Annotated in this window: 17 protein-coding genes and 1 tRNA gene; 8 read left to right on the plus strand and 10 right to left on the minus strand. The window is 62.7% G+C overall.

Annotated elements, in window-relative coordinates; translation table 11 throughout:
- The first annotated feature begins 122 nt into the window (after positions 1-122).
- Positions 123-419 carry a hypothetical protein gene (locus tag SCH01S_RS16155; protein ID WP_084689503.1) on the plus strand — a complete coding sequence of 99 codons (297 nt, stop codon included), beginning with the start codon at positions 123-125 and terminating at the stop codon, positions 417-419.
- Between the two features lie 33 nt (positions 420-452).
- On the opposite strand, the gene SCH01S_RS16475 is transcribed toward SCH01S_RS16155, so the two are convergent.
- Entirely contained in the window at positions 453-665 is a 213-nt protein-coding gene (locus SCH01S_RS16475) for a hypothetical protein (protein WP_157032889.1), read from the minus strand.
- 152 nt (positions 666-817) lie between these two features.
- Positions 818-1,396, minus strand: coding sequence for a recombinase family protein (locus SCH01S_RS10185; protein WP_046348676.1), 579 nt, complete (start codon positions 1,394-1,396; stop codon positions 818-820).
- Between the two features lie 202 nt (positions 1,397-1,598).
- Here SCH01S_RS10185 and SCH01S_RS10190 point away from each other — a divergent pair, with 202 nt between their 5' ends.
- Together SCH01S_RS10190 and SCH01S_RS10195 are read left to right on the plus strand one after the other, a co-directional pair.
- Entirely contained in the window at positions 1,599-2,876 is a 1,278-nt protein-coding gene (locus SCH01S_RS10190) for an AAA family ATPase (RefSeq protein ID WP_046348677.1), read from the plus strand.
- Positions 2,877-2,937: 61 nt separating this feature from the next.
- Positions 2,938-3,741, plus strand: coding sequence for a DUF4435 domain-containing protein (locus SCH01S_RS10195; protein WP_157032890.1), 804 nt, complete (start codon positions 2,938-2,940; stop codon positions 3,739-3,741).
- 686 nt (positions 3,742-4,427) lie between these two features.
- Here SCH01S_RS10195 and SCH01S_RS10200 read toward each other — a convergent pair.
- A tRNA-Pro gene (locus SCH01S_RS10200) sits at positions 4,428-4,504 on the minus strand.
- A 164-nt stretch (positions 4,505-4,668) separates the two neighbouring features.
- On the opposite strand from SCH01S_RS10200, the gene SCH01S_RS16790 reads away from it, so the two are divergent.
- On the plus strand, positions 4,669-4,845 hold the full coding sequence (locus SCH01S_RS16790; RefSeq protein ID WP_169746385.1) for a hypothetical protein: 177 nt from the start codon (positions 4,669-4,671) through the stop codon (positions 4,843-4,845).
- A gap of 118 nt (positions 4,846-4,963) precedes the next feature.
- Here SCH01S_RS16790 and SCH01S_RS10205 read toward each other — a convergent pair whose 3' ends face one another.
- A complete protein-coding gene (locus tag SCH01S_RS10205; protein WP_046348679.1) occupies positions 4,964-6,112 on the minus strand; it encodes an acyl-CoA dehydrogenase family protein in 1,149 nt (382 codons plus the stop codon).
- 103 nt (positions 6,113-6,215) lie between these two features.
- Between SCH01S_RS10205 and SCH01S_RS10210 the strand changes: the two genes are divergently transcribed.
- The gene (locus tag SCH01S_RS10210; RefSeq protein WP_245612230.1) at positions 6,216-7,058 is read left to right on the plus strand and encodes an SMP-30/gluconolactonase/LRE family protein; all 843 of its coding nucleotides are present in this window, start codon (positions 6,216-6,218) and stop codon (positions 7,056-7,058) included.
- Here the strand turns inward: SCH01S_RS10210 and SCH01S_RS10215 are convergent.
- Positions 7,009-7,491: a hypothetical protein gene (locus SCH01S_RS10215; RefSeq protein WP_046348680.1), complete on the minus strand. Its 483-nt coding sequence runs from the start codon at positions 7,489-7,491 to the stop codon at positions 7,009-7,011. The two genes, SCH01S_RS10210 and SCH01S_RS10215, sit on opposite strands and share 50 nt — an antisense overlap.
- A 138-nt stretch (positions 7,492-7,629) precedes the next feature.
- Here SCH01S_RS10215 and SCH01S_RS10220 point away from each other — a divergent pair, with 138 nt between their 5' ends.
- From SCH01S_RS10220 to SCH01S_RS10230, 3 genes are all read left to right on the plus strand, one after another.
- The gene (locus SCH01S_RS10220; RefSeq protein WP_046348720.1) at positions 7,630-8,901 is read left to right on the plus strand and encodes a 3-methyl-2-oxobutanoate dehydrogenase (2-methylpropanoyl-transferring) subunit alpha; all 1,272 of its coding nucleotides are present in this window, start codon (positions 7,630-7,632) and stop codon (positions 8,899-8,901) included.
- A gap of 180 nt (positions 8,902-9,081) precedes the next feature.
- Complete coding sequence (locus SCH01S_RS10225) at positions 9,082-10,086, plus strand: alpha-ketoacid dehydrogenase subunit beta (protein ID WP_046348681.1); 1,005 nt, start codon at positions 9,082-9,084, stop codon at positions 10,084-10,086.
- A gap of 4 nt (positions 10,087-10,090) precedes the next feature.
- The gene (locus SCH01S_RS10230) at positions 10,091-11,419 is read left to right on the plus strand and encodes a dihydrolipoamide acetyltransferase family protein (RefSeq protein ID WP_046348682.1); all 1,329 of its coding nucleotides are present in this window, start codon (positions 10,091-10,093) and stop codon (positions 11,417-11,419) included.
- Positions 11,420-11,422: 3 nt separating this feature from the next.
- Here SCH01S_RS10230 and SCH01S_RS10235 read toward each other — a convergent pair whose 3' ends face one another.
- Genes SCH01S_RS10235 through crcB form a run of 5 tightly spaced genes read right to left on the minus strand, consistent with a single transcriptional unit; the run spans position 11,423 to position 14,459 of the window.
- Positions 11,423-12,103: an ATP12 family chaperone protein gene (locus SCH01S_RS10235; protein WP_046348683.1), complete on the minus strand. Its 681-nt coding sequence runs from the start codon at positions 12,101-12,103 to the stop codon at positions 11,423-11,425.
- Positions 12,100-12,309: a hypothetical protein gene (locus SCH01S_RS10240; protein ID WP_046348684.1), complete on the minus strand. Its 210-nt coding sequence runs from the start codon at positions 12,307-12,309 to the stop codon at positions 12,100-12,102. Before SCH01S_RS10240 ends, SCH01S_RS10235 begins: the two co-directional genes overlap by 4 nt.
- The gene (locus SCH01S_RS10245) at positions 12,299-12,970 is read right to left on the minus strand and encodes an HAD-IA family hydrolase (protein WP_046348685.1); all 672 of its coding nucleotides are present in this window, start codon (positions 12,968-12,970) and stop codon (positions 12,299-12,301) included. The genes SCH01S_RS10240 and SCH01S_RS10245 overlap by 11 nt, the downstream gene beginning before the upstream one ends.
- 29 nt (positions 12,971-12,999) lie before the next feature.
- Positions 13,000-14,088, minus strand: coding sequence for an RluA family pseudouridine synthase (locus SCH01S_RS10250; protein WP_046348686.1), 1,089 nt, complete (start codon positions 14,086-14,088; stop codon positions 13,000-13,002).
- Positions 14,085-14,459 (minus strand): fluoride efflux transporter CrcB, encoded by a 375-nt coding sequence (gene crcB, locus SCH01S_RS10255; protein WP_245612231.1) that lies wholly within the window; start codon positions 14,457-14,459, stop codon positions 14,085-14,087. The genes SCH01S_RS10250 and crcB overlap by 4 nt, the downstream gene beginning before the upstream one ends.
- Positions 14,460-14,477: the final 18 nt, after the last annotated feature.

Consider the following 14,477-nt stretch of genomic DNA (forward strand, 5'->3'; position numbering starts at 1 on the left):
GGACTGCAGGCAAGCTCGACACCGCGGTAGCTCATCTGCCGCGGGCTGGCTCAATCTTGAACGTCCGCTAGGGGTGGATAGCGGACATTGGCTCTGGCTTACTGGACCGCTAAGCGTAGCTCATGATTTGGAACATCATAGACCGCAGAGAGCGGCCATATCGATGGCGCGAAGTGAACGCGATTATCGAAGCTGTTGAACACGACAATAGCTGCCAAGATGCCGACCAAGCGCCGGACAGCGATCCTGTTTTGATAGTCGATTATGATGCGTTGGAAGCGGTCTCCGTTGCAGAGGCCGTCAAGTGGGCGAACGAACAGCGATGCCCAGTGACATTATACCTCTATGACTCAGGTCGGGGCTTCGAAGCGGAAGAACACTTCCAGGCGGTTGGTAATCGCCTCCAAAATGATGACTGACGCCTGCAATGGGTGGGTTTGCGACATTCGTCCCTACTCAGGAAAGCCAATCATCGCCCGGTAGAGTGTGACGACGAAAACTACCCCGGTCATCGTGACCGCAAGCCAATATGGGCCGGGTCGGCTCAACCGATCACCAAAGAAGCCGCCCCAGTTTGCACGCCCTCGCCGCAAATCGCGAACAAGCATGACGCCGGAGATCGCAGCAATGATGCCCGACGCAAGTCGGATGGTTTCGACGGTCACTGAAGTAGTATGCCGATGACCGCGGATGTCCGCAAAGGGTCGAAAGCCGACATTCGGTTGTGAGGATTGGATCTTTCCGGCTGCCCTGAGAATCGGCTCCTCTGAGCCAAAGAGCGATTTTTCTAGGACTTCGGTTGGAGAAATTGGGCGGCCTAAGCCGCCCGCCTCTCAACCCGCTGGATAGCAGCCCGAGATACGCCATACTGCTTGGCAAGCACGCCCAGAGATATCCCTGCCATTCGATCGGATAGGATAGAGCGTTGCTGATCGGGGGAGAGTGCGGCCGGTCGCCCCAGCTTCTTTCCCTGTGCTTTCGCACGGCTCAACCCAGATTGAGTCCGCTCAATCAGTAAGTCCCGCTCAAACTCGGCAACGGCACCGATGACGCCCATCGTCATTTTGCCGGCCGGGCTAGTGAGGTCCATTCCTCCTAGTGCAAGGCAGTGAACCTTGACGCCTAAGCCGGCCAGCCGTTCGACAGTGCTGCGAACGTCCATTGCATTACGGCCCAACCTATCCAGCTTCGTGACAACGAGGATATCGCCGCTTTCCAGGCGATCTAAGAGCTTTGAGAAGCCGGCACGCTCATTGGCAGCAACAGAGCCGGAAATCGTCTCGGAGACGATCCTACGGGCTTCTAACGCGAAACCAGCGGCTTCAATCTCCCTCACCTGATTTTCGGTGGTCTGATCGGCAGTGCTGACGCGGCAGTAGGCGAAGGTTCGAGCCATTATCGGTCTCCCTGTATCGAATCTGTAGCTCGAAACTGCACCCGTATCGGAATGGAGTCAACCATAGGTTTCGATACACCATCTGATGGTGTATCGGAATCGGTCGATTCCGATCCTGCGCTCCAATTCCCGCGAGCGACAGGCCAGCGCGATCTCGACAAACAGGACGGCCGCTTTACGATGAGAACGAGGGGTGGGGCATATGAACCGGATATTCGAGATTCTGATCGACGGCTTCCGGGGAGCTCCGAAGCCTCTGTCATTGCGGCTTGATCCCGAGGTTAATTTTATCATTGGGCGAAACGGGACTGGCAAAACCAGTCTCATGAACCTGCTTTCTTCAGCATTGGGGGTGGACACTTCACAGCTTTTGAGCGCCGAGTTTAGAACAGTTTCCTTTGTTCTCAGCAGCGTTGAGACGCGGGCTAAGCCGAGAGTGTATGTGCGAAAAGAGTTGAAGGAACGCCCTGAGCCCACCTTTAACTACCGCATTCTGGAAACCGCCCGCGCGAGGGCCCATGAGTTTGACATAGACGTCGGCGACTTTCGGGGCGCTTGGCGTAGTGGCCTGATGCGAAACTACTATTACCACATGGAAGAGAGGATACCTCCTCAACGCCGGGTTCGGGAGGAAATTGAAAAGCTCATAAACATCAACTGGATTTCCGTGCACCGCGCGAGCTTAATTCCCAACGACGAACAGGATAAGATGGTTTCACCCATCGACCGCAAATTGCGGCAGGTCGCGCGCGACTTTGGCGCTTACTTTTCAACTTTAGATAAACGCGCAGCGGAAGAGACGGACAAATTCCAGCAAATCTATCTTCTCTCCCTGATCTCTCCATCGCAATTCGAGTCAATTCGTTCTGTTGCCTCGGTAGACGCTGAAGAAGAAAAAATCGCCATAAAGGGCGTGTTCTCAGAATTCAACATTGCGTCCGGCGTGTTCGGCAGCAAGCTTGAGAGCTTTACCAAGAGAATGGCAACTGCCATTAAGAACTATGCGCCCGACAAACCCATATCGGGAGACGATTTTCTTGTCCTGACAGACACGGCGCGCATTCACGGCCTCATCAACCAGTGGCATAGACTTTTGGACAAGCGAGCGCAGATTTACACACCGAAGACAGACTTCGTGAACATCGTTAACAGCCTATTCTACAAAAAGAGGTTAAGCATTAGTGCGGGCAATGAACCGGTCTTTGAAGAGACGTCTGGCGCACGCATCCCGTTAGATCAACTCTCTTCCGGCGAAAAGCAGATGTTTATCTTGTTAGGTGAAACACTGCTTCAGCGAGGCGCCCACTGCGTCTTCATGGCAGACGAGCCCGAGATATCTCTTCACATCGACTGGCAGATGGAGCTCGTTCCGAGCATTCGAAAAATCAACCCCAACGCCCAGATCATCTTTGCCACGCACTCTCCTGACATCGTTGGCGCTTATTCCAAAAACACCATAAATCTCGAGAAGATTATCTAGCGTGTTTGAGAGAAGTTCGGCCGGCCAGTCCAATCGAGCCCTTTTCCTCGACGTAGACCGGGTGATCTATGTTGAGGGGGGGCGAAATGACAAAGGCCACGTAGAGTCGTTTGACGCTATGTTCTGGCGAGCAGTTTTTGCTGCCTTGCGTCCCGATCTCAAAGTGCGGTGCGTTCCTAAAGGAGACAAAGCCACTCTAATTCAGATTGCCGAAGACAACATGAGGTCAGGAGCTCAGAATTGGATAGTGGCACTTGATCGCGATTATGACGAGCTTACCGGATGCCTACTGCTTGATGCGAGGGTGGTTTACACATTCGGCTACAGCTACGAGAACGACGTCTTCTGTCCTGAGGCGATCGAAGCTCTATTTTACAATGTATGTCCTTTGTGTGAGCGCAGTGAAGAAGTCAGCGAAGTTATAAAGGTTTTGATAGACGACTTCATTAGGCAGTCGTGGTTGGCTCACCTCGGAGATTTTTACGGAACGTTGATTGGTCGAAGGGTTCTGGACCGGAAAAAGCCTCAGAAATACGTTCAAGTGGGGGGCTACGGTGCCAAGCCTAAGATTAGAAGGTCCATGTTCCTGGCAGACATAGCTGCAGCTAACTCCGGCGCGCCGAGACCCAAGTGCAACAATGGGCCACTCACCAAAGCGATGTTACCTCGACTAGCGGTAGGGAAATTATACGCGCATTTTGCTTTCCATGTGTTAGCCCACGTTCAGAGGAAGGTGAGCTTTATGCCCAACCTGCAACGGGACTCCCTTTTTGCCGCAGCGATACAAAGCCTCCGCACTTTCCTCGTTGATTATCCCGACAGCGCCATCGGTATGCATTATCGTGAGCAGCTGGCGCCCTGCTAAGGGAATGGCCTGATGGTTTTCGGATTGAGAAAGGTCAAACTCGCCAAGCCTGCGGCTTAGCGACGTCAGCCGGCGCACCCTAATACGCCGCTTCGTTAGGGGCGGCCGGCTAAAGACGGGTAGCTAGGCCAACGCGGCTAAGCCCCCTGCATCACGATTAGGGGTTCCTTGTTGCAAAAGATGAGAATGCGGCCGTTGTTTAGTGCTGCCGGATAACCCCTCTCTTTGCAATATATTAGAAGCTCCGCAATGTCGCACTTCATAGAACGCAAAGATCGGTTGATTATCCCGCCACTCGTCGCGAGACCGGTTGCGAACATCCGTTCAATATAGGCGAGAGTATCTCCCCTACGGCGTCTAGCCATTAGTTCTTCCTTTCATGTATACGCGGCGCCTGCTGTGCCGGTATGGCTGTCTTAAAGCCAATGGGTGCGGCGGCCCACCCCATGTTGAAGATTTCTATTGTTAGTCCACTTACCATGATTTGATTTCAAAGTAGCGCAGCCGCGCCACCATCAGAGGCGCGGGCGACCCTCGCATGGCAGAGACGAGCCTATCGCACCCCTGTGATTGATTCGGCGGCCGGCGCAGTCCGGTTCAACCCAGACATTGCGAGTATATTTGGATGTATATCGGCGGCCCAGCGCAAACGGCTAAGGCATTGATTCTTCTCGCCTAGGCGAAAATGGTCGGGGAGAGAGGATTCGAACCTCCGGCCCCTGCCTCCCGAAGACAGTGCTCTACCAGGCTGAGCTACTCCCCGACCGGACCGGGTGCCGAAGCGCCCGCGGAGGCAAGACGTGCGCCCATAGCGGGGGGCGGAGCGGCTTTCAAGCGCAGTGTTGGGCGGATGCGCAGGAATGCGCGGCACCGCGTGCGGGTTCGCGCGTTGAAACGGGTTCGCAGCTGGATGGCGGTGTATCGAGTATGGAAGAGGCGGAGCGTATCGTCGCCATCGGGCTGCTGACCGAGCGCGACCTCGACGTGCTCGGCACCGGCTTCCGCCGCGCCTTCCGGGTCGACGACACGCCGTGCTTCGACGACCTGCTCGCCGCGATCGACGTCGCGGAAAAGCGGGCCGAGGACATGCGCGCCGGCAGCTAGGCGGCACGATCATGTGACGACGCGGCACAGCCGCGTCGTCGGTCGCCGCTCCAGGCGGCGCCGGCCGTGAGCGCCTACTTCGCCTTGCTGTAGCATGCGCTACAGCTTCGGCCGGCGCTCACAACTTCCGCCCGATCAGCTCCTTCATGATCTCGTTGGCACCGCCATAAATGCGGCTGACCCGCGCGCCGCGCCAGGCCCGCGCGATCGGATATTCGTTCATGTAGCCGGCGCCGCCGTGGAGCTGGAGGCATTTGTCCATGACCTCCCATTGCATCTCGGTGTGCCAGAGCTTGGCTGCGGCGCCCTCCTCGGGTGTCAGCTCGCGCTTCAGGTGGCGGGCCAGGGCCCAGTCGATATGGGCCCAGCCGACCTGGAGCTTCGATTTCAGATCGGCGAGCGTGAAGCGGGTGTTCTGGAAATCGAACACCGTTTTGCCGAATGCCTTGCGATCCTTGGTGAAGGCGACCGTATCGTCGAACGCGCGCTGGGCCGACGCCTGAGCGCCGATCGCGATCGCAAGCCGTTCCTGGGGCAGTTCCGACATCAGATAGATGAAGCCCTTGCCTTCCTCGCCGAGGCAATTGGTCATCGGCACCCGCACGTCCTCGAAGAACAGCTCGGAGGTGTCGGCGGCGTCCTGGCCGATCTTGTCGAGGTTGCGGCCGCGCTTGAATCCGTCGCGCGTCGCCTCGACCAGGATGATCGACACGCCTTTCCAGGCGGGTTCCACCTCGGTGTCGGTCTTGGCGCAGACCAGGATCAGGTCCGCATTCTGGCCATTGGTGATGTAGGTCTTGGAGCCGTTGATGACGTAGTGATTGCCGTCCTTCTTCGCGGTCGTGCGGATGCCCTGCAGGTCGGAGCCGGTGCCGGGCTCGGTCATCGCGATCGCGGTCACCACCTCGCCCGAGACCATCTTGGGCAGCCATTCGCGCTTCTGCTCTTCCGAGCCGTAGGAGACGAGATAGTTCACGACGATGTCGGACTGGAGCGAAAAGCCGAGCGGCGTGCCGGCATAGCTCACTTCTTCGTCGATGATGGCATTGTAGCCGAAATCGAGGCCCAGCCCGCCATAGTCCTCCGGCACGGTCGGGCAGAGCATCCCGATCTCGCCGCCTTTGCGCCAGATATCCTTGTCGACGATGCCCTGCTCGTCCCAGCGGGCGATGTGCGGCACCGCTTCCTTCTGCAGCCACGCGCGCACCGTCTCGCGAAACGCCTCGTGCTCGGGGGTGTAAACGGTGCGGCTGTGGGTGTTCAGCATTCGGGGCCTCTCCTGTTCCGAGGCAGGAGAGACGGAGTTTACGTTTCCGTCAAGGGGAGCTTCGCCCCTCGACTTCGCTCGGGACGAGCGGCATGACCTGCTGGTGGCTCCCGAGCTGATCCTGAGCGCCAAGGCCGAACTCGGCGAAGGCCCGCGTTGGCATAGGGCGGAGCGGCGGCTTTACTGGGTCGATATCGCGCGGCGCGAGCTGCACCGGTTCGACCCCGCCACCGGCACCGACGAGAACCGCGTGTTCGACCAGCCGGTCGGATGCTTCGCCTTCCGCAAGGCGGGCGGGCTGCTGCTGGCGATGAAGGACGGATTCGCGACCATCGACGCTTGGGACGCGTCGCCGGTGCCGTTCGGCGATGCGGTGTTGGCGGGCAAGCCCGACTATCGCTTCAACGACGGGCGCACCGATCCGTGGGGCCGGTTCTGGGTCGGCAGCGTCGACACGACCAAGCAGACCGGGGAGGCCGCGCTGTATCGGATCGATCGCGACGGGCGCGTGACCTGGATCGAAGGCGAGATGCTGACCTGCAACGGCGCAGCGTTCACAATCGACGGTAGCCGCTTCGCCCATGCGAACACGCCGAGCCACGCGCTGCGCATCTACGATGTCGAGAATCGCAAGCTCACCAACCGCCGCACCTTTCATCAATGGCCGATCGGCGAGGGGCGGCCGGACGGCGGCTCGTTCGACGAGGCGGGATTTTACTGGACGGCGCTGTTCGACGGCGGCCGCGTCGCACGGCTGTCACCGGACGGCGACGTGGTCGAGGAAGTCGCGCTGCCGGTCAGCCGCCCGACAATGATCGTGTTCGGGGGTGACGACCGCCGAACCGCGTTCGTCACCAGCGCGCGCGTGGACGGCGAGCGCCAGTCGGGCGGGATCTTCAGCTTTGCTGTGGATGTGCCCGGCGTGCCAGAATGGCCGTTCGGCTGATCATCAGCCATTTCAGGTCACCGGTGCCGGCGAACGCGGCGTCGCAGGCATCGGCCATCGTCCCGACGCACTTGGCGAGCACGCGGCCGCGCATCATCCAGTCGAGCGTCTCGACGCCGCAGGCGATGAAATCCTCCCGGCCCAGAATCCGCCCGGCACGAAGCAGTGCTTCAGGCAGGCGGCAGGCATCTTCCTCGAACAGGATTTCGAACCAGGCCCAATCCGGCCGGCGCTCCGGATCGAGCAGCTGGACAAGCTGTTCGCCTCCCCGCTCCAGCAGCGTCCGTGCACTGTTGAGGCCCGGCTGGCCCTGCAGCTTTTCGGCCGCGCGCAACATCACCGCGACGAGATCGCGGGGTGTCGACGGAGCGGGTTTTGGAGTGTTGATGGCCGGTGCGGCGGGGATCGTTTCGGCTGTGTTGAAGCTGAACATGAGATTAAAACGCAAGTTGAAGCTGCCGGTTGCATCGCCTGTTCGCAGTCGCAGCACATTGGACGCTCGCAACAGGCTTTGAAATTTTATAACAAGCGCGGCAAAGGGCCTCGCGCCCGCGAATCCCGTGGAGAGACGATGTCCACCCGCCCCAACCTGCCGCCCCTGCGGCTGCACGTGCCCGAGCCGAAATACCGGCCCGGCGACGAAGCCGATTTTGGCGACATTGCGATTCCCGCGGCCGGCGCGACGCCGCGTCCGGCAGTGGATGCCGCGCCGGCTGCGTTCCACGATCTCGCCTATGGCTTGGTCCGCGTTCTCGACGATGACGGCCGCGCGATCGGCCCGTGGGACCCGAAGCTCAGCCCCGACACGCTCCGCGGCATCCTGCGGGCGATGGCGAAGACGCGGGCGTTCGACGAGCGGATGTACCGCGCCCAGCGCCAGGGCAAGACCAGCTTCTACATGAAATGCACCGGCGAGGAGGCGATTGCCTGCGCCCAGGCCTATGCGCTCCACCGCGACGACATGTGCTTCCCAAGCTATCGACAGCAGGGTTTGCTGATCGCGCGCGACTGGCCGCTCATCGACATGATGAACCAGATCTACTCGAACAAGGGAGATCGCCTGGGCGGCAAGCAGCTGCCGATCATGTATTCGACGCGCGAAGGCAGCTTCTTTTCGATCTCCGGCAACCTCGCCACCCAGCTGCCGCAGGCGGTGGGCTGGGCGATGGCGTCGGCGATCAAGGGCGACACGCGAATCGCCTCCACCTGGTGCGGCGAGGGATCGACGGCGGAAGGCGATTTCCATTCCGCCTGCACCTTCGCCTCGGTTTACCGCGCGCCGGTGATCCTGAACGTCGTCAACAACCAGTGGGCGATCTCGAGCTATTCCGGATTTGCGGGCGCCGAGGCGACGACCTTTGCCGCGCGGGCGATCGGCTATGGCATCGCGGGCCTTCGTGTCGACGGGAACGACGCGCTTGCCGTCTATGCGGCGACCGAATGGGCGGCCGAGCGCGCGCGGACCAATCAGGGGCCGACGCTGATCGAGTTCTTCACCTACCGCGCCGAGGGCCATTCGACGTCCGACGACCCCAGCGCCTATCGCTCCGCCCAGGAACGCGAGAAATGGCCGCTGGGCGATCCGATCTCACGGCTCAAGCAGCATTTGATCGGCCTCGGCGAATGGGACGAGGAGCGGCAGGCGGCCATGGACCTCGATGTCGCGAACGAAGTGAAGGCGGCGCAAAAGGAATCCGAGAAGAACGGCATCCTGGGCCACGGCATGCACCAGCCGATGTCGACCATGTTCTACGACGTGTTTGAGACACTGCCCTGGCATCTGGAGGAGCAAAAGCAGGACATGCTGGCCGAGGCCAAAGCCGCGGGGATCGAGACGTCGTGATGAGAGTGAAGCTGAAGCCATCCTCTCCCTTGAGGGGAGAGGAACAGCGGAGCTTGGCAACTTGTTGCCTAGCGCAGCTAGGAGAGGGTGGTTGGTCGTGTACCACAATACCCTCTCCCCGCTCGGCCCCACAGGGCCGAGTCGCCCTCTCTCCTATAGGGAGAGGGTAATATGGCCCGCATGAACATGATCCAGGCGATCAACTCGGCGCTCGACGTGCTGATGGATCGCGATCCCGACATCGTCGTGATGGGCGAGGATGTCGGCTATTTCGGCGGCGTGTTCCGCGCGACCGCGGGGCTGCAGGCCAAATACGGCAAAACGCGGGTGTTCGACACGCCGATCAGCGAGCTCGGCATTATCGGCGTCGCGGTCGGCATGGGCGCTTATGGCCTGAGGCCGGTGCCCGAGATCCAGTTCGCCGATTACATCTACCCGGCGTTTGACCAGCTCGTCAGCGAGGCGGCGCGGCTGCGCTATCGTTCCGCCGGCGAGTTCACTGCACCGATCACGGTGCGTTCGCCGTTCGGCGGCGGCATCTTCGGCGGGCAGACGCACAGCCAGAGTCCGGAAGGCATCTTCACCCACGTCTCGGGCCTGAAGACGGTGATCCCGTCCACGCCTTACGACGCCAAGGGCCTGCTGATCGCCGCGATCGAGGACAACGACCCGGTCATCTTCTTCGAGCCGAAGCGCATCTACAACGGCCCCTTCAGCGGCCATTACGACCGCCCGGCGAAGAACTGGTCCCAGCATCCGGACGGCGAAGTGCCGGAGGACTATTACCGGATCGAACTCGGCAAGGCGCGCGTCGTGCGGCGGGGCGCGGACCTGACGATCCTGGCCTATGGCACGATGGTCCATGTCGCGGCCGGCGTGATCGAGGAGCAGGGGATCGACGCCGAGCTGATCGACCTGCGCACCTTGCTGCCGCTCGACATCGAGACGATCGAGGAGTCGGTCAAAAAGACCGGTCGCTGCATGGTGATCCATGAAGCGACCCGCACCTCCGGCTTCGGCGCCGAGCTCTCCGCACTCGTGCAGGAGCGCTGCTTCTACCATCTCGAAGCGCCGGTCGAGCGCGTGACCGGCTACGACACGCCTTATCCGCACAGCCTCGAATGGGCCTATTTCCCCGGCCCTGTCCGCATCGGCGAGGCGATCAAGAAGATCATGAAGGACTGACGAGATGGGCCTTTTCACTTTCCGGCTGCCGGACATCGGCGAAGGCATTGCCGAGGCCGAGATCGTCGCCTGGCACGTCAAGGTCGGCGACCGCGTCGAGGAGGACGGCAAGCTTGCCGACCTGATGACCGACAAGGCGACGGTAGAAATGGAATCGCCGGTGGCCGGGATCGTGCGCGAAGTCGCGGGCGACGTCGGCGACACGATCGCGATCGGCTCTTCGCTGGCGGTGATAGAGACCGAGGGCGACGCCGAGGCAGAGGCCGAAGTCGCCGCGCCGGTGACCAGCGAAACGGCGACCGAGCCGATGCCCAGGATTGAGCCTGCGGCAGAGCAGACCAAGCCCGAGCCTCCAAAGCCGGTTCAGCCTGAGCCTGTCGAAGGCCTCCCTTCTTCTTCCAATCAGCGGCGAGAGGAAGAAAGGGAGGGCTTCGACAAGCTCAGCCCAAACCGGATTGAAGAACCGAGCCCTCACACACCGATTCTCGCCTCCCCCGCCGTCCGCGCCCGCGCCAAGGAACTCGGCATCGACCTCGCCAGCGTCCAGCCGAGCCAGGAAGGCCGCATCCGCCACGCCGACCTCGACGCCTTCCTCTCCTACAATGCCGGTCAGGGCTATGGCCGCCCGGCCGCGCCGCGCCAGGACGAGCAGGTGAAGGTGATCGGCATGCGCCGCCGCATTGCCGAGAACATGGCCGCGTCGAAGCGGAACATCCCGCATTTCACCTATGTCGACGAGATCGATGTCACCGACCTCGAAGACATGCGTGGCGATCTGAACGAGAATCGCGGCGACCGGCCGAAACTCACCATGCTGCCGCTGCTGATCGTCGCGATCTGCAAGACGCTGCCGCAGTTCCCGATGCTCAACGCCCGCTTCGACGACGAAGCCGGCATGGTGACGCGGTTCGGGGCCGTTCACCTGGGCATGGCGACGCAGACCGACGCGGGACTGATGGTGCCGGTCATTCGCGACGCGCAGGCGAAGAATGTCTGGCAGCTCGCACGCGAGATCGCGCGGCTGGCGGACGCTGCGCGCACCGGCAAGGCAAAATCGGAAGAACTGTCGGGCTCCACGATCACCGTGACCTCGCTGGGGCCGCTCGGCGGCATCGCGACCACGCCGGTGATCAATCGGCCGGAAGTCGCGATCATCGGGCCGAACAAGATCGTCGAGCGGCCGGTCTTCGACGGCGACGACATCCGCCGCGCGAAGCTGATGAACCTGTCAATCAGCTGCGATCACCGGGTCGTCGACGGCTGGGATGCGGCCAGCTACGTCCAGGCTCTGAAGAAGCTGCTGGAAACGCCGGTCCTGCTGTTCGCGGATTGAGGTTCAGCGGAGGAGCTGGAGAAATCGCACAGCCGCGTCCCAGTCGCGGCGGCGCGCGTCCCGGGCGGCCGCGGCAAGCGGGTCGGCGCCCCACATCTCTTCCTGCCACAGCTCCTCGAGATTGACCGCGGCCCAGAGCTGATCGGCGTCGAAGGCGCGCTCGACCAGCGCGAGGCCGGCGATCAGCGAGCCGCCGATCGTCACCAGCGGCGACAGTGCGGCAAGCTCGAATGCGCCGAGCGCCACGGTCGCGTCGCGCAGCCGCACGACGGTGGCGGCGGGTTGCGGGCGATGCATCACGCCGGCGGCGACCTCCACATGAACGTCGTAGCGCTGCTGCACCCAGGCGAGCAGCGGGTCCCATTCGCTCGCCTGGCGCGCGACCAACTCCGGCGGGCTTTCGGCGCGATAGGCGAGCAGATCGGTCTCGCCATATTTTGCGAGCTGGGCACCGAAGGCGAGCCGATCGGGCTCGACCAGATCGATCGCGGCGTTGGCGAGACCGGTCAGCGGCAGCAGGCGCGGATCGAGCGCTTCGCCGACGCCGTTCCATTCCGCGGCGACCGCTTCGGTCAGTGCGGGCGTCGGCAGCGCGAGCGCATTGCGCCGTGGCGTGCGGACCGGCCGGCCGTCGAGCAGCACCTCGCCGCCCTGTGCGAAGGCCTCTTTCCAGAACCGCTTCACTTGGGCGTCCGCCAGCGCCGCGCCAGCATCAAAGGCACCAGCGCGAAATCGAGCGCGCCGACCAGCACCGCGATAATGCCGACCAGGCGCGGCACCTCGGGAAGGCGCCCTGCTGCGATCACCAGGCCGAACAGGATCAGCAACGCCCCTGCCAGCCGCAGCAGCGAAATCGCGAGGAAGCGGTTGCGGGCCTGGCTATCGTCCATCTGTGAAGCGCTCCATCCAGACGGTCAGGTCCTGCGGGCTCTCGACCACCCCATGCGCGCCCGCAGACCTGAGCTCGTCGGTGCTGTGATAGCCCCAGCCGACGCCGAGTGCATGTGCGCCTGCAGCGGCCGCCATCATCATGTCGAAACTGGTGTCGCCGATCATCACGGTCGTCTCGGGAGCGGCGCCTGCCTCGGCCATGGCGGCCTGCAGCATCGCGGGATGGGGCTTGGACGGATGACGGTCGGCGGTCTGCAAGGTCATGAAACGGGCATGGAGCCGATGCCGTTCCAGGCAGAGCCGCAAACCGCGATCGGACTTCCCCGTCGCAACGCCGAGCAGCCAGCCGGCATTTTCGAGCCTGTCGACAGTCTCGGCGATTCCGTCGAAGAGCGGCTCCTCAACCAGCCCCTCGGCGCGGTGCCGCTGGAATGTGACCCGGTAGGCATCGACGAGCGCGGCCTGGAGATCGGGATCGGCGGCGGGCGCAAGCGTCCGCATGATCTGCGGCAGGCTGAGTCCGACGATCCGGCGCGTCGCCTGCCGGTGGGGCGGCGTGAGGCCGTGGCACGAAAAACATTCGTCCATCGCCCGGCAGATCGCCGCCTGGCTGTCGACCAGGGTCCCGTCGCAATCGAAAACGGCGAGGCGGTTCACGATCTACCCTCTCCCCTGCAGGGAGAGGGCTATCACGCGCCCCGGCCCCGGCCGCGGCGTTCGCCTTTGCGCTCCTTCCGCCGTGCCTTGGCGGCGGCACTGATGGCGCGGCGCTTGCCTTCGGGAGTTTCGCTGAACTTCACTTCGTCGAGCGGCAGGTCGCCGGCCGCGGGATCGAAGCCCAGCGTTTCGAAGCTTTCAGAAATGTGCGCCGGCGGTTCGGCGGTGACATCGAGCCGCCCGCCGTCCGGATGATCGATGCGGATGCGGCGGGCGTGCAGGTGCATCTTGCGGCTGATGCCGCCGGTCAGGAACGCGTCCTGCCCGCCATATTTGCCGTCCCCGACGATCGGATGCCCGATCGCGGCCATGTGGACGCGCAGCTGGTGGGTGCGGCCGGTGAAAGGCTGCAGCTCGACCCAGGCAGCACGATTGCCGGCACGCTCGATCACGCGGTAGCGGGTCCGGGCGGGCAGCCCCTCCTTTTCGTCGACATGCATCTTCTCGCCGCCGGTGCCCGGCTGCTTGGCGAGCGGCAATTCGATGAAGCCGTCCTCGATCGAGGGGACGCCGGCGATCAGCGCCCAATAGACCTTTCGCGCCGTGCGGCTGGAGAAGCTCTTGCCGAAGAAGGCCGCCGCGCGGGACGTGCGGGCGAGCAGCAGCGCGCCCGACGTGTCCTTGTCGAGCCGGTGGACGAGCTTGGGCCGGGAGTCGGCATCGAACTGCAGCGCATCGAGCAGGCCGTCGACGTGCTCGTGCGTCTTGGTGCCGCCCTGCGTCGCCAGGCCCGGCGGCTTGTTGATGACGAGCGCCTGGAGGTCGCGGTGGATGATCAGTTCCCGCGCGAAGGCAATCTGATCCTCGCTGAGCGGCGGGCGCTCACGCTTCGGTTTGGCCTTCTCCGGCGCTGGCGGTTCGGCGGGCGGAACCCGGATCGTCTGCCCCGCCGCAATCCGGTCGCCCGGTGCGGCGCGCTTGCCGTCGACACGAAGCTGGCCGGTGCGCGCCCAGCGCGACACCTGCGCGAAGCTGATGTCCGGCAGATGCCGCTTGAACCAGCGATCGAGCCGGATGTCGTCGTCATCGGGGGCGACGGTGAAGGTGCGGACTTCGCTCACGCCGCTGCCCTCAGGAACAGGATGCCGGCGGCGAGGCCCGCCAGCGCGCCCGCGACCGAGATGAGGATGTAAGACGCGGCCATCACATATTGACCGCGCTCGATCATGCCGAACGTCTCCAGCGTGAACGCGGAGAAGGTCGTGAACCCGCCGAGCAGGCCTACCGCGAGAAACAGACGCCACGGCTCGTTATGGCTGCCGACGCGTGCGAGCGTGCCGGCGAGCAGCCCCATCAGCAGCCCGCCCAGAACGTTCGCGATCAGCGTGCCCCAGGGAAAATAAGGGCCGAACGCGCGGATCGTCACGCCGCCCAAATGGAAGCGCAAAGCCGCGCCGATCGCACCGCCGAGCATGACGAGGAGGGTTTTCATGGGGAGTGGTTAGCCCAT

The sequence above is a fragment of the Sphingomonas changbaiensis NBRC 104936 genome, from assembly GCF_000974765.1.
Classification (GTDB): Bacteria; Pseudomonadota; Alphaproteobacteria; order Sphingomonadales; family Sphingomonadaceae; genus Sphingomonas_B; species Sphingomonas_B changbaiensis.

What these genes read in the sequence shown, in the direction of transcription:
- SCH01S_RS10220 (WP_046348720.1), top strand. Translation starts at nt 7,630, where the DNA reads ATGTCCACCCGCCCCAACCTGCCGCCCCTGCGGCTGCACGTGCCCGAG.
- SCH01S_RS16790 (WP_169746385.1), top strand. Translation starts at nt 4,669, where the DNA reads ATGGAAGAGGCGGAGCGTATCGTCGCCATCGGGCTGCTGACCGAGCGC.
- crcB (WP_245612231.1), bottom strand. Translation starts at nt 14,459, where the DNA reads ATGAAAACCCTCCTCGTCATGCTCGGCGGTGCGATCGGCGCGGCTTTG.
- SCH01S_RS10240 (WP_046348684.1), bottom strand. Translation starts at nt 12,309, where the DNA reads ATGGACGATAGCCAGGCCCGCAACCGCTTCCTCGCGATTTCGCTGCTG.
- SCH01S_RS10185 (WP_046348676.1), bottom strand. Translation starts at nt 1,396, where the DNA reads ATGGCTCGAACCTTCGCCTACTGCCGCGTCAGCACTGCCGATCAGACC.
- SCH01S_RS10215 (WP_046348680.1), bottom strand. Translation starts at nt 7,491, where the DNA reads ATGTTCAGCTTCAACACAGCCGAAACGATCCCCGCCGCACCGGCCATC.
- SCH01S_RS10205 (WP_046348679.1), bottom strand. Translation starts at nt 6,112, where the DNA reads ATGCTGAACACCCACAGCCGCACCGTTTACACCCCCGAGCACGAGGCG.
- SCH01S_RS10230 (WP_046348682.1), top strand. Translation starts at nt 10,091, where the DNA reads ATGGGCCTTTTCACTTTCCGGCTGCCGGACATCGGCGAAGGCATTGCC.
- SCH01S_RS16155 (WP_084689503.1), top strand. Translation starts at nt 123, where the DNA reads ATGATTTGGAACATCATAGACCGCAGAGAGCGGCCATATCGATGGCGC.
- SCH01S_RS10190 (WP_046348677.1), top strand. Translation starts at nt 1,599, where the DNA reads ATGAACCGGATATTCGAGATTCTGATCGACGGCTTCCGGGGAGCTCCG.
- SCH01S_RS10225 (WP_046348681.1), top strand. Translation starts at nt 9,082, where the DNA reads ATGAACATGATCCAGGCGATCAACTCGGCGCTCGACGTGCTGATGGAT.